Raw genomic sequence first — 23,587 nt, forward strand, 5'->3', positions numbered from 1 at the left:
AGATTTTAGCTCTGGCGGCGAACTTTACGCTTTTTCCATGCGATTCACGCATGAGCAAAGGTGAAAGGCAAGCCGTGCAACGACAGTCGAATGAGGTCAGCAATGGAAAACGTATGTGGCTGGATCGCCCAGGCCGGCAGCTCGCCGCAGCGCGGTTGCCTGAGCGGTACGCAACAAGCCGACTGGCTGGTGATCGGCGGCGGCATTACCGGCCTCAGCGCCGCGCACAACCTGGCACAAATGCACCCACAGGCGCGCATCGTGGTGGTTGACCGCCAGCGTGCGGCGCAGGGTGCTTCGGCGCGCAACTCGGGGTTTGTCGTAGCCCACGAGCATCCGGCCGACAGTGAATTGATCGGCGCGCCAGGCTTTGCCGGGTTCGAAATCGACACGGCAATTTCCCGTGCCGCCAGCGATGCGGTGCGCCAGACCATCGCGCAATATGCCATCGACTGCGACTTTCGCGACAACGGTTATTTCTTCGCCGTCAGCGACGCCGCCAAGCTCAGCCATGTCGACGCCAAACTGGCGACCTTGCGCGCCCTCGGTGCCCGCGCAGATTTTCTCCAGGGCGATGCGCTGGCGCAGAAACTCGGCACCCGGCATTACGCGGCGGGGATCTGGTGCGGCAACGGCAATGCGCTGTTGCAACCGGCCAAATACGTGAAGGTCCTGTTCAATGCGCTGCCGGGCAATGTCAGCGTTTACGAACACACCGACATCAGCAGTCTGGTGCGCATGAGCCACGGCCGGCTGCGAGCCAGCGCGGTGAGTGGCAGCGTCGAGGCCAAACGGGTGCTGGTGTGTCTGAACGCATTCATTCCCCGGGTCGGCATTCATGACAGTGCGACCTTCCCGATGGAGCTCAGCGCCAGTCTCACCCGGCCGCTCAGCGATGAAGAATTTCAGGCCATCGGCGCCGTCGAGCCGTGGGGCGTGCTGTCGACCCGGCCGCTGGGCGCCACGGTGCGCCTGACCCCGGACCGCCGGGTGATGATCCGCAACACCGCCGAATACCGCACGCGCGATTTGTCTGAAAGCGAATTGGTGCTGCGCCGCGAGCATCATGTGCGTGGTCTGCAACGACGCTTTCCGTTCCTCGGCGCGCAAGACATCCAGTACACCTGGACCGGCCACTTGAGCGCGACCCGCAGCGGTCAGGCGTTTTTTCAGAAGGTGGAAGAGGGCGTGTTTGCCGTCGCCGGTTGCAACGGTTCCGGGGTGGCGCGCGGCACGCTGTGGGGACGCTTGCTGGCGGAACTGGCGTGCGGCGTCGATTCACCGTTGCTGCAATCGGTGATGCAACGGGCCGACCCTGGCTGGCTGCCGCCGCGACCTTTTTTCGACATCGGTGCCATGCTTCGCATGCGCGTGGAGGCAGTCAGGGCCAGAACAGAGATCTGAAGTTTCGCCTATCGCACAACAACAAAAGCCACTCAACACAGGTGACAGACCATGCGCATCAACCCACTTTCCCTGGCAGTCCTGCTCACGGCCAGCACGGCCGCTTGGGCCGACGAAACCGTCAACATTTCCAACTGGAACAGCTACATCGCCGCGGACACTCTGGCCAATTTCACCCAGGCCACGGGGATCAAGACCACCTACGACATTCACGACAGCAACGAAGTGCTGGAATCGAAGTTGATGACCGGCAACACCGGTTATGACGTGGTCAGCCCGTCGAACCACTTTCTGTCGCGACTGATCAAGGCCGGGGCAATTCAGAAACTCGACCGATCGCAGCTGCCGAACTGGAAGAACCTCGACCCGGTACTGCTGCAAAAACTTGAAGTCAACGATCCCGGCAATCAGTACGGTTACCCCTACATGTGGGGCACGGCCGGTATCGGTTACAACGTCGAGAAGATCAAGGCGATTTTCGGCAACACCGATGTCACGCAGTCATGGGACTTTTTCTTCAAGGAAGAAAACATCAAGAAGCTGAGCCAGTGCGGCGTGGCGTTCATCGACAACCCGACCCAGGTGCTGCCGATCACGCTCAACTACCTGCACTTGCCAGCACACAGTCACGAACCGGCGGATTACAAACAAGCCGAGCAGGCGCTGCTGAAGATTCGTCCGTACATTCAGTACTTCCACGCCTCGAAGTACATCAGCGACCTGGCCAACGGCAACGTCTGCGCGGTGATCGGCTTCAATGGTGACATCGTCCAGGCCGCGGCCAGCGCGAAAGACGCCAGGAATGGCATCAACATCGCCTACTCGATCCCTAAAGAAGGCACGACGCTGTGGTTCGACATGGTGGTCATGCCCAAAAACGCGCCGCATGAAAAGAACGGTTACGCCTACATGAACTACCTCCTTGACCCCAAAGTGGTGGCCAACATCAGCAACAGCATTCATTACGCCAATCCCAATGCGGCGGCTGATCAGTACCTCAACGCGGACGTGAAGCAGGATTCGGCCATCTACCCGCCCAAGGACGTGATGCAACGGTTGTTCACCGTGGAAGAGCTGCCGGCGGCGATTGCGCGGTTGTCGACGCGGTTGTGGACGAAATTGAAAACCAATACCTGATGGCAACCACCCTGTGCAGGGGCGATGGCGCCAGCGCCTGCACGGAGTGTGCGTCAGACCCACTTCATGAAACTTGTCGGGGTTGATACTAAAAAGCCACTGCCTCCGGTAGAGTGTGCGCCGCCCGAGAGATGGATCCCGGGCTAACACCCATGGAGTTTGCAGTGAAATATCTGAGCAAAGTAGTCGCCGCCGCACTGTTCGGTGTGGTTCTGGCAGGTTGCACCGGCACCCCGATGAACACCAAGCAATATGACAGCAGTCAATACACCGTGATTGGCCACAGTGAAGCTACCGCCACCGGTCTGATGCTGTTCGGCGTAATCCCGATCCAACAGAACAACCGCTTCGTGCGCGCGCAGACTGCGGCCATCAAAGCCAAGGGCGGCGATGCCATGATCAATACCCAAGTTCAGGAAAACTGGTTCTGGGCATGGGTTCTGAGCGGCTACACCACCAAGATTTCCGGTGATGTGATCAAGCTGAAAACCGTGCAGTAAACCGCGGTTGAACGCAAAAGCCCGGCTGATCAGGCCGGGCTTTTTTATGGGCTGGTGGCGTTGATTCAGGCGACGCGGCGCTCGTTCAAACGATCCGCACCACCTTCGGCCACGCGGCGTTCCAGCAGACGATCCGAGCCACCTTCGGCCACACGGCGTTCCAGCAGACGATCCGAGCCACCTTCAGCCACGCGGCGTTCCAGCAGACGATCCGAGCCACCTTCAGCCACGCGGCGTTCCAGCAGACGATCCGAGCCACCTTCGGCCACGCGGCGTTCCAGCAGACGATCCGAGCCACCTTCAGCCACGCGGCGTTCCAGCAGACGATCCGAGCCACCTTCAGCCAAGCGGCGTTCCAGCAGACGATCCGAACCACCTTCAGCCAAACGGCTTTCAATCAACTTGTCCGAGCTGCCTTCAACGACCAGGGTGTGAGCGGGCGTTGCTGCAAAAGCGTTAACTGCGAGAACCGAGAAAGCGATGCCGAGGATGGTTTGGCGTTTCATGATCGTGTGCTCCGGGGTGTATTGGGTTGGTATGGAGCGGATGTTACGCCGCGGAGTTTTTATGAGAACTTCATTGACGTGATGGTCACTATCGACGCCAGCGATGTGTGCCAGACCCCCTGTTCTAGAGATGTTCCGCGCGAATGCACAGCTCTCCGGTGGCGCGGGTCAGGGCCAGGTCGTGCAGTGCGTCATAGGTCAGCCCCTGGCGAGCCTGGGCCAGCAAGGCCGGGCAATTCGGGGCGCGGCGATACGGCGCGAAGTCGGAATACTGGCGCAGCAGGCGGGTCTGCAACTCGTCCAGGCGCGGACGAATTTGCCTGGCCAGATCCGGACGCGGAGTGTCCGGCGCCACACCGGCCGTTTGCCATTGTGCGAGCAATCCATACTGCACCAATTTGTTGGCCTCCATTTGCGCCGCAATCAACTGCGCAACGTCTTCGGGGTCGAGCTGGCGTTCGGTCGCCAAGGTGCGGGCATTGGCGATGACCTGAGCTTCGCGCGGGCTGTCCTGAATCGGCTTGCCGCTGTCCCATTTGGTCAGCGCTACCAGATCGCCGATGTTCAGGCGTTCGTTCAATGTCGCCAGCAAGGGGCGCAACGCTTCGGCGGGAGCGGAGGCTTCGGCGGCACCAGCAATGTGGCTGAAAACAACCAGCACGGAACAGGTCAGAGCATTTCGCAGAAGAGGCATGGCAAGGCGCGATCCAATGATAAGAGTGCCGCCATTTAAGCCTTGCGCCGAGGTCATGTCGACTGACTTTAACCCGCGCATCTAGCGTAATATCCATCGCATCTCCCACCCCGAGACGGATCCTCAATGCAAACCCCTGCCACCACCAAACCCCTTTGGCAAACCTACCTGCTGTTCCTCGCGCCGATGGTGCTGTCGAACTTCCTGCAATCGATGTCGGGCACGATCAACAGCATCTACATCGGGCAGATGCTCGGCACTCAGGCGTTGGCAGCGGTGTCGGGGATGTTTCCGATCATCTTTTTCTTCATCGCGCTGGTGATCGGTCTGGGCGCAGGGGCCGGGGTGTTGATCGGTCAGGCGTGGGGCGCACGTGAGGCGCACATGGTCAAGGCGATCGCCGGGGCAACGCTGTTGCTGGGGGTATTGATCGGCTTGCTTGCGGCGGTGCTGGGCAGTGTGTTTGCGCGGCAGGCGTTGCAGGGGCTGGGGACGCCTGCGGATGTGCTGGATGATGCGGTGGCGTATGCGCACGTGATGATGTGGATTCTGCCGTCGATGCTGGTGTTTGTGCTGTTCACGCAGTTGCTGCGCGGGGTCAGTGACACCGTGTCACCGCTGTTGGCGCTGATCGTGTCGACCTCGGTCGGGCTGGCGCTGACCCCGGCGTTGATTCGTGGCTGGTTCGGTTTGCCCCAGTTGGGAATCCAGAGCGCCGCCTTCGCCGGTCTGGCCGGTAACCTGTCGGCGATGGCGTGGCTGGCCTGGCGGCTGATTCGCAAGCACCACCCGCTGGCCCCAGACCGCGAGTTCTTCGCGGCACTGCGGCTGGACGGGGCGATTCTGGGCAAGGTGCTGCGCATCGGTCTGCCGACCGGGGTGCAGATGATTGTGCTGTCGCTGTCGGAGCTGGTGATCCTGGCGCTGGTGAATCAGCACGGTTCCCAGGCGACGGCGGCGTATGGCGCGGTCACGCAGATCGTCAACTACGTGCAGTTTCCGGCGCTGTCGATTGCGATCACCGCGTCGATCCTCGGCGCGCAGGCCATCGGTGCCGGGCAACTGCAGCGCATGGGGCCGATCCTGCGCACCGGGCTGCTGATCAACGTGTGCCTGACCGGTGGCTTGATCGTGCTCGGTTACCTGTTGTCGCACTGGTTGCTGGGATTGTTCCTGACCGAGGATTCGACCCGGGTGATGGCCGAACATTTGCTGCACATCATGCTCTGGAGCCTGCTGGTGTTTGGTTTTCAGGCGATCATCGGCGGGATCATGCGTGCCAGTGGCACGGTGCTGGTGCCGGTGGCCATTGCGATTATCTGTGTGGTTGGCGTGCAGTTACCGGCGGCTTACTGGCTGGATGGGCAGTACGGTTTGCAGGGGGTGTGGATGGCGTTTCCGGTGGCGTATCTGGGCATGCTGGTGTTGCAGACGCTGTATTACAAGCTGGTCTGGCAGCATCAGAAGATCGAGCGGCTGGTCTGAAGCAATGAGAAGGGCCAGCCTTCGGGGCGGCCCTTTTTTGTCTCGCTGGCATTGTCGATCAAAGCGTCGTAGCTTATCCGCCATAACAATAAGGACGCTTGAGGGTATCGATGGGAGCTTTTCGTCTGTTGCTGGCTGTTCTGGTCGCCGTTTCTCATATGGGCAAGACGGTCGCAGGGTTCAACCCGGGAGTGGTCGCGGTCATCTCCTTTTTGATCATCAGCGGTTTTGTCATGACCTCGCTGATCGAGCGCAACTACAGCGTCCCCGAGAAAATCGGCCTGTTCTACGTGGACAGGGCCTTGCGGTTGTACCCGCAGTTCCTGTTTTACTTCGTCCTTTCTTGTACGGTGATCCATTTCCTTCTGCCCGGCACCCCTCAGGCGGCTGAACTGACGTTCAAAACGATCGCCAGCAGTGTGCTCATGCTGCCGCTCGGCTTCTACATGTTCGGAGTGGCGGGAACCGAAATCGTCCCCCCGGCCTGGTCGCTCGGCCTGGAGATGTGCTTCTACCTGGTGATCCCGTTCCTGCTGATTTTCAAGCTGCGGGGCGCTGCATTTGTGCTCTCTGCCGGCATTTTCATGTTGGCGTGTCTGGGTTACCTCAACACCGATATCTACGGTTATCGCTTGCTGCCCGGTGTACTTTTTATCTTTCTGTGCGGCAGTTATCTGTACCAGCCTCAGGCCAAAGGCCTGGCGATCGCCGCCGGTACGGCGGTGCTGGCAGGGTTGCTCTTCGTCGCGATCATGGCAGGGCTGATCGAACGTCGTCCGTTCAACGCGGAGGTGAGTCTGGGTATCGTGTTGGGCGTCCCGGCGGTGTATCTGCTGACTCGATGCAAATATCATCGGGTTGACGAGTTCCTCGGCAACATCAGTTACGGGGTGTTCCTCAATCACTTTGTGGTGATGTACTTTTTGCGCGGTTTCTGGCCGGTTGCCTACGACGCCCATATCGTGGTGGCGGTGCTGGTGCTGGCCTTTGCGCTGAGCGGAGTTTCCTACTACTGCGTCGAACGCCCGGCGCTGAAGCTGCGCCATCGCCTGCGGCGCGGGCAGCGGCAGAGCGTTCAAACCCAGCGCGCCGAGACGACTGCCTGAGCCAATTCGGCGGACAGATGACATGGCGCAACCGCCGGTTGTTTGCTTAAGTCAGTCGAGGCCTTGAAGGTTTGGCCTGTCCGGAGAATCCCATGCGTGCCCGATTCACCGCTGCGGCATTGTTTGCCTGCCTGTGTGCCACGAGCGCAGCGCAGGCCGTTGAATACAACCGTGTCAACACCACCGCCAGCCAGATCAGTTTCACTTACAACCAGATGGGCTCGCGGATGTACGGCACCTTTGGCAAGTTCGAGGCGACGCTACAGTTCGACAGTGACAACCTCGCCAGCGCCCATACCACGTTGCACATCGACCTCAACAGCATCGACGCCGGCAGCGAGGACGCCAACACCGAGCTGGTGAAGCCGGCGTGGTTCGATACGCAGCGCTTTCCCGTGGCGGTGTTCGAGTCCAGCCGTTTTACCCGGGTCACGGGCAATCATTATCTGATCGCCGGCCAGCTCACCCTCAAGGGCATCACCCGCGAGGTGCAGGTGCCGGTCGAGTTTAAACCGGACAGTTCGATCGGCATTTTCGACGGTGAACTGGTGCTCAAGCGTGACCAGTTCGGACTCGGGGCGGGGGAGTGGGCGGACACTGTGGTGTCCAACGACATCGCGATCAAGTTCAAGGTGGTGGCGCCACAGCAGTGACGCCACCGCTGGCGATCAATACGCGCGCCAGTGTCCCGGCGCCCAGCGCCACTCATGGCCATCCCAGCGATAGTGGCCTGCAACCCAGTGGTAACCGGGTGCTGGCATGACCGGCACGACTTCAACCGGCGGTGGCGGTCGATGCGGCCGGACCGGCTCGACGATGCAGCCGGACAAGGAGATCGCGACCAGAGAGGCAACGAGCAGGGTTTTCAGGTTTCGCGACATGGCGGTCTTCCCGGTAGATGAGTTGTTGTTGCCGAGCGGGTTCAACGGGCCCAGTGGCCTTCGACCCAATACCAGTTAGGCCCGCGCGCCTGCCAGTGGCCTGGTCGCCAGTGCGCGCCGTACCTCACCGGTTGCCAATGACCGGGCATCCACACGTAGCCGCGTCCTTCCCAGCGCCAATGGCCCTGATCCCAGATATAACCGGGGCGCGGGCCGGGCATCACTTCCATGCGCATCGGCGGCGGTGCCTGCTGAATGTAAACCGGGGGTTGTGCAAACACCGGGGTGCTGGCCAGCGCTGCCAGGGTCAGCGGCACCAGCAACAAGGCTTGCCGCCATTTGAACAGAGAACGCAAAACGTTCATGTGAACTCCTCAAGGCCTGCGTTAAAAAAGTGAACGCAGCTGAAGAATTGGACGCTAAATCGGCGAAAGATCCGAGCCTTGGCAGATGAAATTTTCTTCAGGTCAACCGTCAGCTTGCTTCGGTATTTCCTGCGACGGTGGCAGGCGTCGGGACACGGTATGATGTCGCGGTTTTCCGCCGGAGTTCAGTTGTCATGCCACGCATCACCCACTACAAATCCCCATGCCCCGAAAGCGTCAACAGCCAGATTCTGCAACTGGTGGTCGACAATCTGACCGACATCAGCGCGGTCGGTCTCGGCCCGAGCAATCTGCTGTACAACGTCTATCAGTACGCGGTCGGCTATGAGGTGCATCTGTATCTGGAAGCGTTGAATGGCGACAAAGGCACTGAGGTGGAGTTGCTGGTGGCGACGGCCGAGGATGATCCGGAGCGGGTCACCGGTTTCCTCTTGTACCTGCCAGTGCAGGGCGATTGGGAAGCGTGCAGCGTCGCCTACATGGCCGTGCGCGAAGGCTATCGGCGCCAGGGCGTGGCGCGGGCGATGATCAGCGAGATGGTGACGCGTTATCCGCATGCCGAACTGACCTGCAGCGTCGGCAAGGTGCCGTACTTCGAGGCGCAGGGTTTCGAAGTGATCGGCGCTCGGGAAACCCAGGTGCTGATGAGCACCCGGCATTACCGCAGCAATGGCCTGCGCGGTTTCATCGACACCACGCCCATCTACCGCTCGCTGGAAGTGCAGCAGATCCACACCTACCTGCTACAGAAAAACGGCAAGCGCGCCATGCTCGACGCCGAGAAGCAGCGTGACCGGCATCTGGATCAGACCACCCGCCACGTCGAAGAATTTGTCCGCCAGCGCCTGACGCTGCACTGATTCAGACGCAAAAAACAGACAAAAAAAGAGCCTCGAAGCTCTTTGATGGGGAGAAGTAGAGCCCACGAGGCTCAAGTTGCGCATGAACAAGGAGACGGGCTTGATTGGGGTTCAGAACACCCGTTCCCTACGCAGACGCTCAGGAGTGAAGCGCCTGCGTACCTTCATCATGGGAACGTGCCGGCTTTGACTCAAGTACCGCTAGTCGCACGGGCGGCGGCCCGTTCCACCATCGCAACGATGGTGGCGAACAATTCGTCCTTCGCTTGCTCGGCGCTGATTTCAGCGCTCGCGGCAGCATTCGACAGGGCTTCGGCGGCACCGAGCATGGCGCGCAAACCGGCCTGAGTGATTTCGCCGCCAGTGGCAAGCGGTTGTAGCACGCTACGACATTTTTCGAGGAAGATCGCCTCGTAATCGCGTTTGATTTTCTCCAGCTCCGGCGTGCTGCCCAGCGCAGCAATCACCCCCGGGATCTCATTGCCCTGCAATAACACGCAATCGACGTATGCCGTGGCGATCACTGTCGCGGTATCGATCAGTGCCGGTGGGCAATTATCGATGGCCGCGTCCATCACTGCGGTCTGGCGCGTATCGAAATCCCGGTACAGCGCCGCAAGCAGGCCCGAGCGGGTAGTGAAGTGGTCGTAGACCACCGGTTTGGTCACGCCAGCCTTTTCCGCCAGATAGCCCAGGGTCAGGGCATCGGTGCCCTCGGCGCGGATGATCTGCCAGGCGACATCGAGCAATTGACGATTGCGATCTTCCCGCGACAAGCGTCGGCGCGGTTGGGCAGGGGAATCGGCTTCGGAGATTTCTGTGGTTGACATCGCTTATATACCAAACGTAACTTACTGTTCGTAACTTACCAAGAGTATATAGCCCTTGGTCTGCGCAAACTTACAGGAGAATTCCCATGCATGCATTGATTGTTGTGGCGCATCACGAGCCGCGTTCGCTGACCCACGGCGTAGCGACGCAGATTGCTGAGGGCTTGACCCGCGCCGATTCGACCAATACCAGTGAAATTGCCGATTTGTACGCGGAAGGTTTCCAGCCGGTTTTCGGCGCGGCGGATTTCGCCGTGCATCACCGTGAGGCGCAGCCGCCAGCCGACGTGCTGGCTGAACAGGCGCGGATTGATCGCGCCGATGCGCTGGTGCTGGTGTTCCCGGTCTACTGGTGGTCGATGCCGGCGCTGCTCAAGGGCTGGATCGATCGGGTGTTCAGCAACGGCTGGGCGTTTGATTTCGCTGGCGACCTCAAGCATGTGAAGAAGCTGCAGCGCCTGCGCGTGCATCTGGTCGCGCTTGCGGGGGCCGATGAACGCGCCTACGAACGTCACGGTTATGGCCCGGCGATGAAGGCGCAGATCGAACACGGGATTTTCGATTACAGCGGGGCGACGGTGGTGAGTTCGACGCTGATGGTGGAGTCGGAGGTGCGTGATCCGCAGGAGCATCTGCAGACGGCACGGCACATCGGCGCCCAGATGTTCACCTGAGCCGCACCTCCTGTAGGAGCTGCCGAAGGCTGCGATCTTTTGATCTTGTTTTTAGAAAATCAAAAGATCGCAGTGTGCCGCAGCTCCTACAGGTGTTGTCAGCGTGATCCGGGCCAGCCGGCTCTGGCGAGGGCGGCGAGCAGCGTTTCCTTATCCAGCCCCGGCACCGAATGGCCATTGCCTTCGGCACTGTCACTGGCGAGCAGAGCATTGATGATCGCTTCTTCGACTGCCTCGGTAGCCGCGAGGAACAGTTCGCTGATGTGGTCGTTGTTGACCATGCGCAAGCCGTCGCAAGTCGGCGCGCCTTTGCCTTCGTAAGCGGCGGGTGGCACCTGCTCGTTGCCGGTGGCGAAGGCAATGAAAATGTCGCCGCTGTGGTCTTCGTTACCGCCGCCGCTGCGCGCCAGACCGAGGCTGGCGCGTTGCGCGAGGCGCGTGCATTGATGTGGCAGCAGCGGTGCGTCGGTGGCCAGGCAGACCACGATCGAACCCATGCCCGGATGCGGCAGCGAAGCACGCAGGAATGGCGAATCCACCTGCTCCATGTAGCGGCCCACCGGATAACCGTCGACCCGCAACTCGCTGCGAATGCCGTGGTTGGCCTGCACGATCGCGCCCACCGTCCAGCCGCCCTGAGCGCTGCTCAACCGGCGTGACGCGCTGCCAATGCCGCCCTTGAATTCATGGCAGATCATGCCGCTGCCGCCACCGACGGCACCTTCTTCGACGGCGCCGTCATGCGCTGAATCCAGCGCCTCGGCAACATGCTCGGGCTTGACGTGAAAACCATTGATGTCATTGAGCAAGCCATCGAAGGTCTCCAGCACCACCGGCATGTTCCAGTAAAGGCGTCCGTCGTCCGGCTGTTGCTGGCGATCCAGCGCAATCAACGCATCGCGCACCACGCCGAGGCTGTGGGTGTTAGTGAAGGCGATGGGACTGGTCAGCAGCCCGGCCTCGCGAATCCACTCAAGACCGGTGGCATCACCATTGCCATTGAGCACATGTACCCCGGCGAAGCACGGCTGCTGGTTGGTCGAACCGCGACGCGGCTCGATCACGGTAACGCCGGTGCAGATGTCACGCCCGGCCGCGCTGCGGCCACGCACGTTGCTGTGGCCGACGCGTACGCCGGGGACGTCGGTGATGGCGTTGAGTGGGCCGGGTTGCAGTTGGCCGATACGGATATTGAGGTCACGGGCACGGGGTTTCATGGATTGTCTCTCTATAACAAGGCAGAAATGAATGAGCGGGGCTGAACACAAAACCCTGTGGGAGCGTGGCTTGCCCGCGAAGGCGTCCGTCCAGCCAATGCGTGTGTCGCCTGACACACCGTCATCGCGGGCAAGCCACGCTCCCACAGGTTTTGTGTGGTTTGCAGATGGGTTTACTGGCCGTTCTTGACCTTGCTCCACACCCGCGTGCGCACGCGCTCGGTGGCTTTGGGCAGCGGTTCCAGGGTGTACAAGGTGGCCATCGCCGCCGCGGACGGATACACCGCCGGGTTATCCCGCGTGGCCTCGGCCACCAGTGGCGTCGCGGCGCGGTTGCCGTTGGGGTACGACAGGTGATCACTGACCGGCGCGATCACTTCCGGGCGCAGCAGGTAGTCGATGAACGCCAGACCCTGAGCGCGGTTCGGCGCGTCCTTGAGCAGCACCAGCGTGTCGAACCACACCGGCGCGCCTTCCTTGGGCAGGCTATAGGCGATCTTCACGCCGTTGTGCGCCTGCTCGGCGTTGGTCTTGGCTTCGAGCATCGCCCCGGACCAGCCCACCGCCACACAAATGTTGCCGTTGGACAGGTCACTGATGAATTTCGACGAGTTGAAGTAGGCGATGTGCGGGCGCAATTTGAGCAGCAGCGCTTCGGCTTTCTGGTAGTCCTCGGGGTTGGTGCTGTTGGGCGGCAGCCCGAGGTAGTGCAGGGCCACCGGAAGCATTTCCGATGGCGAGTCGAGCATCGCCACCCCGCACTGGCCGAGCTTGGCGAGGTTCTCTTCCTTGAACACCAGATCCCACGAATCCAGCGGGGCCTTGTCGCCGAGTGCGGCGCGCACTTTGTCGACGTTGTAGCCGATGCCATTGGTGCCCCACAGATACGGCACGGCGTATTGATTGCCGGGGTCGTTGTTGGCCAGTTTGCTCAGCAGATCGCTGTCCAGATTCTTCCAGCCCGGCAGTTGATCGCGCGGCAGCGGAGCGAGGGCGCCGGCCTTGATCAGCGTCGGCAGGCTGAAGTTGCTCGCCACCACCACGTCATAACCGCTGCGGCTGGTCAGCAGTTTGCCTTCGAGCACTTCGGCGCTGTCGAAGGTGTCGTAAACCGGCTGAATACCGCTGTCGCGCTTGAAGTCAGCCAGGGTCGTCGGACCGATGTAGTCGTACCAGTTGTAGACGTGCACGCTCGGTGCGTCGGCGGCATTGGCGGCGCAGATGCCGCCGATACAGGCGAGCAGGCCGAGGTTGATGCCCAAGTTGATATAGCCACGACGACAACGCATGATGCGGCACTCCTGGCCTGCGGCAGGCCGGTGATGATCGGGAGTGCTCAGGCTATCGGGCCGGGCACGCCTGACCCATTCCCATCATGGGTTACTCAAAAGGGGTAGTGCGTGGACGCGTTGTTGCAGGAGTTGCCGGTGCATCAAAGTCTGGCGCGGGTGTTTGCCGCCGTCGGCCAGGATGATTTCTGGCGGGCGCTGGTCGACACGCTGCGGTTGCTGGTGCCGCTGGACAACGCGCTGGTGGCGCTGATGAAGGCGGGGCAGGCACCGCAACTGCTGATCGACTTCGACAGCAAGGGCCGCGCCGACGAGCAGGAAGAACTGGCCAGCTACACCGCTGGCATGTACCTGCTCGATCCGTTCTACCAAACCGCCTCGACCGGCATCGCCGACGGCCTGCACAGCCTGGCCTCGGTGGCGCCGGACCAGTTTCTGCACAGCGAGTATTACCAGAGCTACTTTCGCTCGGTGGTCGGTGAGGACGAGTTGCAGTTCATGATCAACATCGAGGGCGGCGTGCTTGGCCTGTCACTCGGGCGCTCGACGGCTTTCGACCTGGCCGAGCAGGGCCGTCTGCTGTGTGTGCGCGACTGGGTGTTGGCGGCGATGCGCCGCCATGTGCAACTGTTGCCGCCGCAAGGGACCGGCAGCGAGCCGGTGGCGGGGGATCTGGCAACGCTGCTCGATCGCTTCGATGCGCGCCTGACCGTCCGTGAGGTCGACACTGCGCGGCTGATTCTGCAGGGCTTTTCCAGCAAGGCCATCGCCCAGCAAATGGGCATCTCGCCGGAGACGGTGAAGGTGCATCGGCGCAATCTTTATCACAAGCTCAATGTGAACGGGCATGGCGAGCTGTTCGCACTGGTGCTGCGCCCACCCACTGCCTGAACCTGTGAGAACTGGCTTGCCAGCAATGACGCCCTTACAGCCAACCAATCCCCACCTGAATGCACGCATTCCAACTGTGGGAGCGAGCTTGCTCGCGAAAGCGGCCTAACAGTCGACCAATCCCTGACTGAATGCACTCGGTCAAATGGTGGGAGCTGGCTTGCCAGCGATGGCGGCCTACCAGCCGACCAACCTCCCACCTGAATGCACTCAATCCAACTGTGGGAGCGAGCCTGCTCGCGAAAGCGGCCTCACAGTCGACCAATCCTTGACTGAATGCACTCGGTCAAATGGTGGGAGCTGGCTTGCCAGCGATGACGGCTTACCAGCCGACCAATTCCCACCTGAATGCACTCAATCCAACTGTGGGAGCGAGCTTGCTCGCGAAAGCGATCTGCCAGACGACATCAAAACTACAGGAGCAATCCCGGTTCTCCACACACACCATAAACGCATCTCTGCAACCACGTTTAAAGTACACGAACCGTTACGCCATACCGGCTACAACGCCTTGCGCCGTTACCTACGCGTACGCCAGAATCCGCCGGCTTACACGGCTATGGGGCGGGCTATATCGTTTCCCTGTCACTGAAAATCAGTGATCGGGTTTGGTAGCCCGTTTCATTACAGTCGTGCGCCACATTACAGGTCCGTTTTTGGGGCTCTGCTTTTATGGTGGCCATGCGTGGGGCTCCTTCGGGAGCGCCGGGTTTACTGTTTTGACCGGTCTACCAACCCACAAATGGCCGCCACCCTTCGTTTGGTAGCGAGAGTGATGGCTCCTCACTTATTCAAAAACAGCGAGTCACCTATGTTCAAAGCCACACCAAACCCCCCAGACACCTCAATCCCATACGACCCAGCCCTCGACCCGCAGAAGATAAAAGCGGCAACCGACCGCGCCATCAACTTCTACCTCAACCCCGGCGCCCTGAAGATCTCGATCCCTTCAACCTCGTCACGCCAATCGAACAGAATCTTCCTCATCGACCCCACCGTGGACGAAGAAACGTTGCTCGTCGAAGCCTGCGAATCGTTAGCCGCCGCCAGCGACATGGCCCGCGATATCGGCGACTCCATCGACAACCCACAGCGCCGGGCGATGCTGATGCTGCATCAGGTGATCATGCTCAGTGAACTGATGGTCAACCGGGTACTGGACGGCCGCCGCGTGCCGAACTAACTGCTCGGTCCCCCTGTAGGAGCTGCCGCAGGCTGCGATCTTTTGATTTTGTTTTTCAAGATCAAGATCAAAAGATCGCAGCCTGCGGCAGCTCCTACAGGTCATCATTCATTCAAAGTACGTCGATCGGAGTTCCATCTGATGCCCGAACCCAAGCCCAATCCGCCGGCCACAGACTCGGTATCACCCTACGAATCCCTCAACTCCAGAAAACTCCACGAAGCCGCCGAACGCGCCCTCGACCATTACCTCGCACCCGCGCAAATCATGGCAACGCCATACACCCCCAGCAGCATGTTCCTCGTCAATCCACAAACCGACACCGAATCCCTGCTGGCCAACGCTTGCGAATCTCTGGCGTCGGCCACGGTCATGCTCGGCGATTTCGCCGGGACGCTGGAGGGGCCGAGTCGTAATACGGCGCTGGGCATTGCGCAGGTGGTGATGCTGGGGGAGTTGGCGGTGAATCAGGCGCTGGATAACGTGGTGCCCAAGGAATAGGCGCTGACAGTTCTGGCCTCTTCGCGAGCAAGCCCGCTCCCACAGTGGATCTGCGTTGGTCACAGGTTTTGTGCCCGGCAAAGATCCCTTGTAGGCGTGAGCCTGCTCGCGATTGCTATCAAATAAATCTGTCCCCTTATCACTTCTCAGCAACTAGGGTTTAAGGCGAGCAAACCCTTTCGTATCAATTGAATGTGACGGTGAAGGGCGGAGTTATCTGCTTTCCTGTGGGGCCGAAGAAGTTCAGCGTATATAGTCCCGGCCCGTTGAGTTTGATACCCCATAATCCGATCTGACGGGAACCAGGAGATTTAATGTCTAAAGTCCTGCTTTGAAGCTCAACCATGGGGCTACTTAGCGTTACTACATGAGTTCCTATGGCGAGGGATACGACCTGAAAACCCAAGCTCAAGCCGACGTAATTCGAAAATAACAATACGCTACCGTTTTGAGGAAGATACCCGGCGCCTCCTGACGGCAATTGCATCCAAAAACTGAGAACATCTTTTGCATCTATGACAACGATGAGGTACGGGGCAGAAGTCTGATCACTGCCATCTAGAACCTTCGCTGTGAAGATGTGAGTCAACGCGTCAAGCCCCATCAAGGTGTACGACCATTCTCCGTTTTGCGAGTCTGCCAAGACCTCGCCTATGGCTGTCAGGTTATCCAGAATTTCGACTCTTTGGCCCCTGCTTGCTACCCCGGTCAGAACTATCGTTCTGTCAGCAGTATCACCGCCAGACAGAATCATCTGGCCCACAGAGTCTCTTGCCGAAATGATGGTGGGCCGCACATCCTCAATCGCTTTGATCGTGTAAGTACGCACTGGAAACTCCACCGCCTCACTCTCCACCGTGCTCTGCCCAAGCGCCGCTTTAAACATCAGTGTCAGGCTGCTGCCATCCTGCAGAGCTTGGAGCTCATCGACTGGAAGCGAAACAGTGAAGAACCGGTCAGCAATCCAGTCGGGGTTGGTGCCGGCCGTCGGCGCACTCCAGATCTCGCGTGTGTAGGCGCTGCCGTCAGCATATGTCCCGTGCAGGCGCAGCCAGACGTACTGGCCGAGGGCGATCAGCGGCCAGTCACCCATGCGTACGGACGCTTGGGTCAGGTTGCCGGTATGCAGTTCCGGGCCGGCGCCGTCGTTGTCGGCCTGCTCGATGGTGGGGCTGGCCAGCGCGCTCTGCGGCATTGCTTGCACCGTCAGGTCAAATTCCCGGGACGGTGTTGGATGACCATCAATGATGACGACGTAGGAGATTTTTACCCGCTTACCCAGGTTGAACGCCACCACGCTGTTGGGGATTGCAAACTCAAGCCCTTCGCTTACCGCACGCGGCGCTGAGGTGTGCGACCCGCCGGCCGGCGTGCCGTCAGCGCCAGTCCAGGTGACGCTGATTTCATGGTTTGGCAGCAACTCGCTGTTGTCCGGCACCACGATGGTCAAGGTGTCCCTGACCAGCAGCGGGTTGAGTGCGCTGTCGCCGTTGTTCTCCTTGATCGAGGGGGCGAGCAGTTCCAGCGCGACGCCCACGGTGAACACCAATGGATTCGAAAGGCTGGTCTCATCTGTGGCATGCCGCCAGAGCTGGTAGCGGACGCTGATCTTGCTGCCGCGGTTCGGTTCGATGTGTTGGGCGACGAAGGCGGCGTCCAGGTTGATGACCCAGTCTTGTTGGGCGGTTACGGCATTGAATGTGCGGGACCCGGGTTCCTCGCCGGAGATGTCGCCCATCCACTTCCAGGTGGCCTCGTCGTTGGCTACCCATGGCTTCACCACAGGCCTGGGGATGGTCAGTTTACTGGTACCGCCGGGCAGTGTGGCCGGGTCGAGGAAGCCGTTCGCCACCCCGAGGACAATGGGAGCGTCCAGCTCGAATTTCGGTTCACCCACATTGATCAATTTTGTGTGCAGCGACTCCCGTCTGAGGATCTCGTCGCCGTCGGCTATCAGCAGCTCGTACCAACCCTCCAGGGTTCCGCCGTCAACGAGCTTGAGGTTGTAGTCAGCGACGGTGATGACGAAACCTTCGGGATTCTCGACTTCATCCTCCTCCGGAATGTGCCACTCCAACTCAGGCAGGAAGGTGCTGCCGTCCGGGCGTTTACCCAGCAGGAACAGCTCAATGCCCATGCCGTACTCGATGGCCGGATCGAACGGAATGCGGACGTCGGGTTTCTTCGTGGGATCGATGAAGTCTCCCTCGGCTTCTTCGATGATCGGTGCGGCCAGGCGGTGGGCTGCGCCGGTGACTTGTACAAACTGCCTTTTTGAGCGTAACGGGTCACTGCTGCCGCTGCGTTCCAGCCGATAGAAGAAACTGACCTGGGTATTGACCAGTTTACGCACGGCCGCAATGGACAGCTTGAACTCGTAGTTATGCGGGATATTGTCGACGGTCTGGGGCAGGGCGGTGACTTCGACTTTTTCGCCCTCCGTGGTGGTGCCGAGCATGGTCAAATGAATGATGTCATCCATCTCGAAGTCTGGCCGGGTGGCCGTGACATGCACCGTGATGTCGTTATCGCCCTGTTTATCGGCGTCGAGTTCATTGTTGACAGCCTCCTGAACAATCGGTGCGGCCAGCGGGTCGATGCCGGTGGTGACGACGATGCGGATTTCCTTGCACCAGTCTTCTGATTCATTGCCGACGATGTCGCGCACCTTGAAGGTGACCGCCAGACCGGAGAGGTCGGTATCACCAGCCCGTTCAATAGTGGCTTTGGAGACCGTGATCAATATCGGGTTTGCCGCTGGATCGTTGATCTGCTCCAGGGTCACCGGTGTGGAATACTCAAAAAAGCCGCCCCAACTGAGATGAATGACGTCGCCCTCCGCGATGTCCGGGTAAGGCAAGCCGCTGCCGGACTCGGACCTGATGACAATCGGCACTCCCGCTTCGGCAACGTCTTTGTCCACGCCGCCGTTGACGATTTCCGGGGGAATGTACATGTACAGGTTGGAGTGACCAGGGCCCGGGTCGATGTCCTGGCCACCGGGGAGTTCCAGTTTGACGAAGAGGTTGAGGGGCTTGTCCGGACGCTCTTCTTTTTGATTGGGCTGTTTGATTTCGTAGGTGAGTTGGTAAGGACCTGTCTGCAGATGACGGGGAGCCACCCACAAGAGGGTCGGTTGCTTGAGCTCGACCTCGTCAATGATGGGACGCCCGTCGACCTCACGGCCATTGAGCAGCAGCTTGACGGTGTCGCCGACAGCCTTGTTGGCCCAGACGGGGATCACGACCAGCAGGCCAAGGTCGGGAAAAGTGAACACCGCCGCCCGGTTGATCCCCCACTGGCCGGAAGGCAGGAGGCGCCCGGGGACTAGCGGGTCCAGCAGTGAATGGGGGGCAGAGATTTTCATCTTGGGCTGAACGAGCATGGTTGGAACTCCGTGCGAACTGTCGGGAGACAAAGGGCGTGGAGTTATTCAGCGCTGAAGATGACGGCTCTGGCTACTGTCAGAAATTACAGGTAGGGAGGTATTTGCGATGAACGGTCGGGGGGGCGCTGAGGTGATTGCGAGTGGGCAGGACAGCGCGGCGATCATCAGCAGCGTGCTCAATGATCGTTCGTTGAAGACGGGAACGATTTGATCTCGGCCTGAAACGACAAAACCCGCCGCCTCGGTTGATCGGGGCGGCGGGTTTTGTCCTTCTGAAGAAATGAGTTGCCGGTGAGTCAGTCTTCGCGAGCAGGCTCACTCCTACAGAGATGAGCGGGGTTCGCGGGATGTCGGTTCAGTCGAGGCGTTTGAAGACGAGCGCCTTAAGACCGCTCTCAGGATCAATATCCGGAAACTCCGGCGGATTCTCCAGCCGCTGCTCAAAGCGCAAGCTCGGCGCCTCTTGCGTCACGCCATCGATCAAAAAGTCCGAACCAAACGACGGATCATTCATGCACGCCAGCACCGTGCCGTTCGCTGTCAGCAGTTCCGGCAGGCGGCGCAGCACGCGCTGGTAGTCCTTGGTCAGCAGAAAACTGCCTTTCTGGAACGATGGCGGGTCGATGATGACCAGGTCGTATGGGCCGCTGTTGATCACCTTGCCCCACGACTTGAACAGGTCGTGGCCGAGGAAACTCACCTTGCTCAGGTCATGCCCGTTCAAGCGATGATTGTCGCGACCACGGCTCAGCGCGGCGCGGGACATGTCGAGGTTGACCACATGGCTGGCGCCGCCTTCGATGGCTGTCACGGAAAACCCGCAGGTGTAGGCGAACAGGTTCAGCACGCGTTTGCCTGCGGCCTGCTCACGCACCCAGTTGCGCCCGTAGCGCATGTCGAGAAACAGCCCGGCGTTTTGCTTGCGGCCCAAGTCGACGCGGTACTGCAAGCCGCCCTCGACGATGCTCATCTCCTCGATCTCATTGCCCAGCAGCCATTCGGCGGTGCTTTGCGGCAGGTAACGATGTTGCACCAACAAGGTGTGGGCACCGGACTCTTGCCATTCCGCCGAGGTGCTGATGTCGAGCAGCAATTGCTTGAGCGCTTCGAGTTGCTCCGGCGGCGGCTCCTTGAACAGCGACACCAGCACCACGCCTTGCAGCCAGTCCACCGTCAACTGTTCCAGCCCCGGCCAGCAACGCCCGCGGCCATGGAACAGGCGGCGGGTTTCGCTCGGTGCCGCAGCGAGTGCAGGCAGCAAATGGGCGCGGAGGGTGGCGAGGGCTTCAGGGTTCATCAGTCACGGTCGGCAAGCAAAAGGGCCGGCATTTTAACCACAAATACCGCCTGACGAACGCCGGTCAGCCAATGCCATTGGCGACTGTTAAGAAAAGACCTGTATCAAAAATGAATTTATGCAGGGCGCGCCGCTCATACCAGATAAGCAGCGGAAACAAGCCGCTAAATCGTTAATGCAATTCAGGGAGTGCCAGTTCATGAGTCCAACACCGACGGCGAGCGCGCACCTTCCTGACGGGTTGATTCTGGTGGTTGAGGATGACCCGTTGATTCTGGAGTTTCTCTGCGAAATTCTTCAGGAGGAAGGTTTCAAGGTCGAGCCGCAAACCAGCGCGGATGCAGCCAAGCTGTATCTGGAAAAGCACGCGCCGGAAGTGGCGCTGCTGCTCACCGATATCACCATGCCCGGTGAAATCAACGGGGCGGGTCTGGCCAATCTGGTCGGCGAGCGCTGGCCGGACAAACCGGTGATGGTCATGTCCGGTTATGAAACCCCCGAGACTTCCGGGGTCAAGCATCCGGTGGCGTTCATCAAAAAGCCCTGGGCCATCGGCCAGTTGCTCGACTGCGTCGACAGCGCGTTCAAGTCCAAGGCGCCGCGTCTGCATTGAAGCGGCGGGTCGAATCGCCGGGCAAAAATGCTACATTGCCCGGCCAATCCGCCCAGTCTTGTCAAAGGATGCGACCTTTTGTCTGCTCACGATAACGTCTTTGATCGCGCGTTCGGCGCGTTCCTGTTCGACATGGACGGCACCGTCCTCAATTCCATCGCCGCTGCCGAGCGCGTCTGGGCGGCTTGGGCTGCGCGTCACGGGGTTGATGTCGAGAGTTTCCTGCCGACCATTCATGGCGCCCGCGCCATCGACACCATCCGCCGGCTGAACCTGCCGGGGGTGGACGCCGAGGCGCAAGCGGCGTTTATCGCGCAGGCGGAAATCGATGATGTCGAAGGGATCGTGCAGATTCCCGGGGCCGCGGCGTTTCTCGATGCCTTGCCGAGAGAGCGCTGGGCCATGGTGACTTCGGCACCACGGGATCTGGCGTTGCGGCGAATGGCCGCGGCGGGGATCTGCGAACCTGCGGTGATGATCACGGCGGAGGACGTGACGGCCGGCAAGCCGGATCCTGCCGGTTATCGTCTGGCGGCGAAACGCCTCGGGCTTGAGCCAACTGATTGCCTGGTTTTCGAAGACGCCACCGTTGGTATTCAGGCCGCTGAAGCTGCCGGAGCGGCACTGATGATCGTCACCACGACGCACCAGCATCCTCTCGAAACCCGCCACGCGACCCTCGACAGTTATGAGTCGCTGAGCGTCGCTGTCGACAGGGACGGTCAATTACACCTGCAAATAACCTGACATAACACAGTCCCCCTGTGGAAGCGGGCTTGCTCGCGAAAGCGCTCGGTCAGTTGCAAGTGATGTCGACTGATCCTGCGCCTTCGCGAGCAAGCCCGCTCCCACACTGGATAGATGTCGCAGCCAGCCTGCTGGCGATGGCGTCAGTAAACCCCCGGCAACAACCGCCAGCTACGCGCGCAGTAAGCCTCATACTCAGCGCCAAATTGCCCGCGCAGCAGCGCCTCTTCCGAGTGGATGCGGGCGATCAGCGGGATCAATGTCAGCGCCGCGAGAATCAACCCGACGCTGGAGCGAAACGCCAGCGCCCAGCCCACGGCGTTGACCACCAGACCCAGATAGCTTGGATTGCGCAGGCGCGTGTAAATGCCGTCAGTGACCAACCGATGCCCCGGCTGAATCGCCACCAACCCGCTGAACCGCCGCCCCAGCACAAACACCGGCCACAGCCGCAGCGCACCACCGACGATAAACAGTAGCGCGCCGAGCCAGCGCACGCCTTCAGCACCGAAGGTCCAGAAGTCGATGCGGTCGCAGTACGCCGGGAGAAATCCGCTGACCAGCCCAATCACCCCGAACGCTGGAATCACCCAACGATTGGCTCGATCCTCGCGCTCGCCCGAGCTCATGTTCACATCGGTGAACAGCGACGCCACCACCATCAGCACCGTGGCCAGCGCCACCAGCACCAGCGCCCCATGCGCAAAGAACACCGCCGGCCCACCGATGCCCCAGACCGCCAGCGCCAGGTAGGCAAGGGTGGCCAGCACCGTGACCACGGTCATTTGCACAGACATCTTCATGGGCACCTCACGTCGATTGCTGATCACCTGAGTGTAGATCGCCAATTCCCCGTAGGCCTTCGCCTGCTCGCGAAGGCGTCAGGTCAGTTGACATCAATGCTGAATGTACCGACCCCTTCGTGAGCAAGCCCACTCCCACCCTTGATCGCGGCCAGCCGAAAAATCCCTGATCCACCGACAATCCCCGGTGGGAGCGGGCTTGCTCGCGAATGCGGACTGTCAGCTGTCAGTGATGCTGGATCCGCCAACGCTATCGCCCGCAGGCTGGCTGCCACAGGGGAGTGTGTGATGGTCGTAGGGGACCGGGTCGGTCAGGACCTTGCGAAAGGTCTCCACCAACGGTCGCAGGTTGATCCGGTGCCACGCCGCCCACAGCGGTGTGGTGAATGCCAGCCATGGCACTTCCCGCAGTATTACGCCGGGCGGGGCGTTGTGGCTCAGGCCTTTCTGGATCATCGCGATCCCCAGCCCGGACGCCACCAGTCCCAGCGCGGTGAACGGCTCGGTAGCCTGCATGCGCACATCCGGCGTGAACCCGGCGCGGATGCAGGCACTCACAAACTCATTGTTCGCACCTTGACGCGATTGCACGCCGATCCATTCCTGATCGGCCAGATCTTCCGGGCGCAGCGCGGTGTGTCGGGCCAGCGGGTGCTGTTCCGGCAAAGCCAGCAGCATCGGATCGTCGAGCACCTGAAAACCCAGCAGATCCGGATCGTCGTCGCTCGGCGGCTCGCTCACCAAGGCGATATCCAGGCTCCGCTGACGCAGGCCTTCAAGTTGTTCGGTGGAACTCAGGTTGTACAGCGCGACATGCACATTCGGCCGATCGACCCGCAACACCCGCAGGGCATTGGGCAGCACCCCGGCGTGCATGGCGTTCTCGCTATAGCCGATGCACAACCCGCCTTCTTCGCCCCGGCCCAGGCGTTTGCCAAGGGATTCCAGGCGACTGGCGTGGGTCAGCAGGGCGCGGGTCTCGGCGAGAAAGGTCTGGCCATCGCGGGTCAGACGGATGCGCTGCTGGCTGCGCTCGAACAGGGTCAGGCCCAGGCGTTCTTCGAGCTGAGCAATCTGCCGGCTCAGCGGCGACTGGGAAATATGCAACCGTTCGGCAGCGCGGCCGACGTGTTCTTCTTCGGCGACGGCAACGAAGTAGCGCAACTGGCGGATGTCGATCATGTCAGACCTATAG

At 60.6% G+C, this 23,587-nt stretch carries 24 protein-coding genes; 13 read left to right on the plus strand and 11 right to left on the minus strand.

Annotated features, from left to right (window positions below; all coding sequences use genetic code 11):
• The first annotated feature begins 102 nt into the window (after positions 1 to 102).
• From V9L13_RS03335 to V9L13_RS03345, 3 genes are all read left to right on the plus strand, one after another.
• A complete protein-coding gene (locus V9L13_RS03335; RefSeq protein ID WP_338801453.1) occupies positions 103 to 1,404 on the plus strand; it encodes an FAD-binding oxidoreductase in 1,302 nt (433 codons plus the stop codon).
• A gap of 51 nt (positions 1,405 to 1,455) precedes the next feature.
• Positions 1,456 to 2,541, plus strand: a complete 1,086-nt coding sequence (locus V9L13_RS03340) for a polyamine ABC transporter substrate-binding protein (RefSeq protein ID WP_338801455.1) — start codon at positions 1,456 to 1,458, stop codon at positions 2,539 to 2,541.
• A 164-nt stretch (positions 2,542 to 2,705) separates the two neighbouring features.
• Positions 2,706 to 3,041: a hypothetical protein gene (locus V9L13_RS03345; protein ID WP_338801457.1), complete on the plus strand. Its 336-nt coding sequence runs from the start codon at positions 2,706 to 2,708 to the stop codon at positions 3,039 to 3,041.
• A gap of 65 nt (positions 3,042 to 3,106) precedes the next feature.
• On the opposite strand, the gene V9L13_RS03350 is transcribed toward V9L13_RS03345, so the two are convergent.
• Both V9L13_RS03350 and V9L13_RS03355 read right to left on the minus strand, forming a co-directional pair.
• A complete protein-coding gene (locus V9L13_RS03350; protein ID WP_338801458.1) occupies positions 3,107 to 3,547 on the minus strand; it encodes a phage infection protein in 441 nt (146 codons plus the stop codon).
• Between the two features lie 124 nt (positions 3,548 to 3,671).
• Positions 3,672 to 4,241, minus strand: coding sequence for a chorismate mutase (locus tag V9L13_RS03355; RefSeq protein WP_338801459.1), 570 nt, complete (start codon positions 4,239 to 4,241; stop codon positions 3,672 to 3,674).
• 126 nt (positions 4,242 to 4,367) lie between these two features.
• On the opposite strand from V9L13_RS03355, the gene V9L13_RS03360 reads away from it, so the two are divergent.
• The 3 genes from V9L13_RS03360 (at position 4,368) to V9L13_RS03370 (ending at position 7,485) form a co-directional block, all read left to right on the plus strand.
• The gene (locus V9L13_RS03360) at positions 4,368 to 5,726 is read left to right on the plus strand and encodes an MATE family efflux transporter (protein WP_338801460.1); all 1,359 of its coding nucleotides are present in this window, start codon (positions 4,368 to 4,370) and stop codon (positions 5,724 to 5,726) included.
• A 110-nt stretch (positions 5,727 to 5,836) separates the two neighbouring features.
• Positions 5,837 to 6,832 carry an acyltransferase gene (locus V9L13_RS03365; RefSeq protein ID WP_338801461.1) on the plus strand — a complete coding sequence of 332 codons (996 nt, stop codon included), beginning with the start codon at positions 5,837 to 5,839 and terminating at the stop codon, positions 6,830 to 6,832.
• A 92-nt stretch (positions 6,833 to 6,924) separates the two neighbouring features.
• Positions 6,925 to 7,485, plus strand: coding sequence for a YceI family protein (locus tag V9L13_RS03370; protein WP_338801462.1), 561 nt, complete (start codon positions 6,925 to 6,927; stop codon positions 7,483 to 7,485).
• Between the two features lie 15 nt (positions 7,486 to 7,500).
• Here the strand turns inward: V9L13_RS03370 and V9L13_RS03375 are convergent, their stop codons facing one another.
• Together V9L13_RS03375 and V9L13_RS03380 are read right to left on the minus strand one after the other, a co-directional pair.
• Positions 7,501 to 7,713: a hypothetical protein gene (locus V9L13_RS03375; RefSeq protein WP_338801463.1), complete on the minus strand. Its 213-nt coding sequence runs from the start codon at positions 7,711 to 7,713 to the stop codon at positions 7,501 to 7,503.
• Between the two features lie 41 nt (positions 7,714 to 7,754).
• Complete coding sequence (locus tag V9L13_RS03380) at positions 7,755 to 8,078, minus strand: YXWGXW repeat-containing protein (RefSeq protein WP_338801464.1); 324 nt, start codon at positions 8,076 to 8,078, stop codon at positions 7,755 to 7,757.
• Positions 8,079 to 8,272: 194 nt separating this feature from the next.
• On the opposite strand from V9L13_RS03380, the gene V9L13_RS03385 reads away from it, so the two are divergent.
• Positions 8,273 to 8,959, plus strand: coding sequence for a GNAT family N-acetyltransferase (locus V9L13_RS03385; protein WP_338801465.1), 687 nt, complete (start codon positions 8,273 to 8,275; stop codon positions 8,957 to 8,959).
• Between the two features lie 191 nt (positions 8,960 to 9,150).
• Here V9L13_RS03385 and V9L13_RS03390 read toward each other — a convergent pair whose 3' ends face one another.
• Entirely contained in the window at positions 9,151 to 9,789 is a 639-nt protein-coding gene (locus V9L13_RS03390; RefSeq protein ID WP_338801466.1) for a TetR/AcrR family transcriptional regulator, read from the minus strand.
• An 86-nt stretch (positions 9,790 to 9,875) separates the two neighbouring features.
• Between V9L13_RS03390 and V9L13_RS03395 the strand changes: the two genes are divergently transcribed.
• Entirely contained in the window at positions 9,876 to 10,463 is a 588-nt protein-coding gene (locus tag V9L13_RS03395) for an NAD(P)H-dependent oxidoreductase (RefSeq protein WP_338801467.1), read from the plus strand.
• Between the two features lie 98 nt (positions 10,464 to 10,561).
• Here V9L13_RS03395 and V9L13_RS03400 read toward each other — a convergent pair whose 3' ends face one another.
• Together V9L13_RS03400 and V9L13_RS03405 are read right to left on the minus strand one after the other, a co-directional pair.
• Entirely contained in the window at positions 10,562 to 11,680 is a 1,119-nt protein-coding gene (locus V9L13_RS03400) for a P1 family peptidase (RefSeq protein ID WP_338801468.1), read from the minus strand.
• A gap of 173 nt (positions 11,681 to 11,853) precedes the next feature.
• The gene (locus V9L13_RS03405) at positions 11,854 to 12,969 is read right to left on the minus strand and encodes a polyamine ABC transporter substrate-binding protein (RefSeq protein WP_003223916.1); all 1,116 of its coding nucleotides are present in this window, start codon (positions 12,967 to 12,969) and stop codon (positions 11,854 to 11,856) included.
• 111 nt (positions 12,970 to 13,080) lie between these two features.
• Here V9L13_RS03405 and V9L13_RS03410 point away from each other — a divergent pair, with 111 nt between their 5' ends.
• The 3 genes from V9L13_RS03410 to V9L13_RS03420 all read left to right on the plus strand — a co-directional run bounded on the left by V9L13_RS03410 (position 13,081) and on the right by V9L13_RS03420 (position 15,544).
• Positions 13,081 to 13,860 (plus strand): LuxR C-terminal-related transcriptional regulator, encoded by a 780-nt coding sequence (locus V9L13_RS03410; RefSeq protein ID WP_338801470.1) that lies wholly within the window; start codon positions 13,081 to 13,083, stop codon positions 13,858 to 13,860.
• Positions 13,861 to 14,671: 811 nt separating this feature from the next.
• Entirely contained in the window at positions 14,672 to 15,043 is a 372-nt protein-coding gene (locus V9L13_RS03415; RefSeq protein WP_338801094.1) for a hypothetical protein, read from the plus strand.
• A gap of 141 nt (positions 15,044 to 15,184) precedes the next feature.
• The gene (locus tag V9L13_RS03420; RefSeq protein ID WP_338801471.1) at positions 15,185 to 15,544 is read left to right on the plus strand and encodes a DUF6124 family protein; all 360 of its coding nucleotides are present in this window, start codon (positions 15,185 to 15,187) and stop codon (positions 15,542 to 15,544) included.
• 184 nt (positions 15,545 to 15,728) lie between these two features.
• On the opposite strand, the gene V9L13_RS03425 is transcribed toward V9L13_RS03420, so the two are convergent.
• Together V9L13_RS03425 and V9L13_RS03430 are read right to left on the minus strand one after the other, a co-directional pair.
• A complete protein-coding gene (locus V9L13_RS03425; RefSeq protein ID WP_338801472.1) occupies positions 15,729 to 18,929 on the minus strand; it encodes a hypothetical protein in 3,201 nt (1,066 codons plus the stop codon).
• 358 nt (positions 18,930 to 19,287) lie between these two features.
• Complete coding sequence (locus V9L13_RS03430) at positions 19,288 to 20,229, minus strand: class I SAM-dependent methyltransferase (RefSeq protein ID WP_338801473.1); 942 nt, start codon at positions 20,227 to 20,229, stop codon at positions 19,288 to 19,290.
• Between the two features lie 199 nt (positions 20,230 to 20,428).
• On the opposite strand from V9L13_RS03430, the gene V9L13_RS03435 reads away from it, so the two are divergent.
• Entirely contained in the window at positions 20,429 to 20,842 is a 414-nt protein-coding gene (locus V9L13_RS03435; RefSeq protein WP_003223923.1) for a response regulator, read from the plus strand.
• Between the two features lie 78 nt (positions 20,843 to 20,920).
• The gene (locus V9L13_RS03440; protein ID WP_338801475.1) at positions 20,921 to 21,589 is read left to right on the plus strand and encodes an HAD-IA family hydrolase; all 669 of its coding nucleotides are present in this window, start codon (positions 20,921 to 20,923) and stop codon (positions 21,587 to 21,589) included.
• Between the two features lie 143 nt (positions 21,590 to 21,732).
• Here the strand turns inward: V9L13_RS03440 and V9L13_RS03445 are convergent, their stop codons facing one another.
• Positions 21,733 to 22,392, minus strand: coding sequence for an isoprenylcysteine carboxylmethyltransferase family protein (locus V9L13_RS03445; protein ID WP_338801476.1), 660 nt, complete (start codon positions 22,390 to 22,392; stop codon positions 21,733 to 21,735).
• A 219-nt stretch (positions 22,393 to 22,611) separates the two neighbouring features.
• Positions 22,612 to 23,574 (minus strand): LysR substrate-binding domain-containing protein, encoded by a 963-nt coding sequence (locus V9L13_RS03450; RefSeq protein WP_338801477.1) that lies wholly within the window; start codon positions 23,572 to 23,574, stop codon positions 22,612 to 22,614.
• Positions 23,575 to 23,587 lie beyond the last annotated feature (13 nt).

The organism is Pseudomonas sp. RSB 5.4 (assembly GCF_037126175.1).
GTDB classification, from domain to species: Bacteria; Pseudomonadota; Gammaproteobacteria; order Pseudomonadales; family Pseudomonadaceae; genus Aquipseudomonas; species Aquipseudomonas fluorescens_H.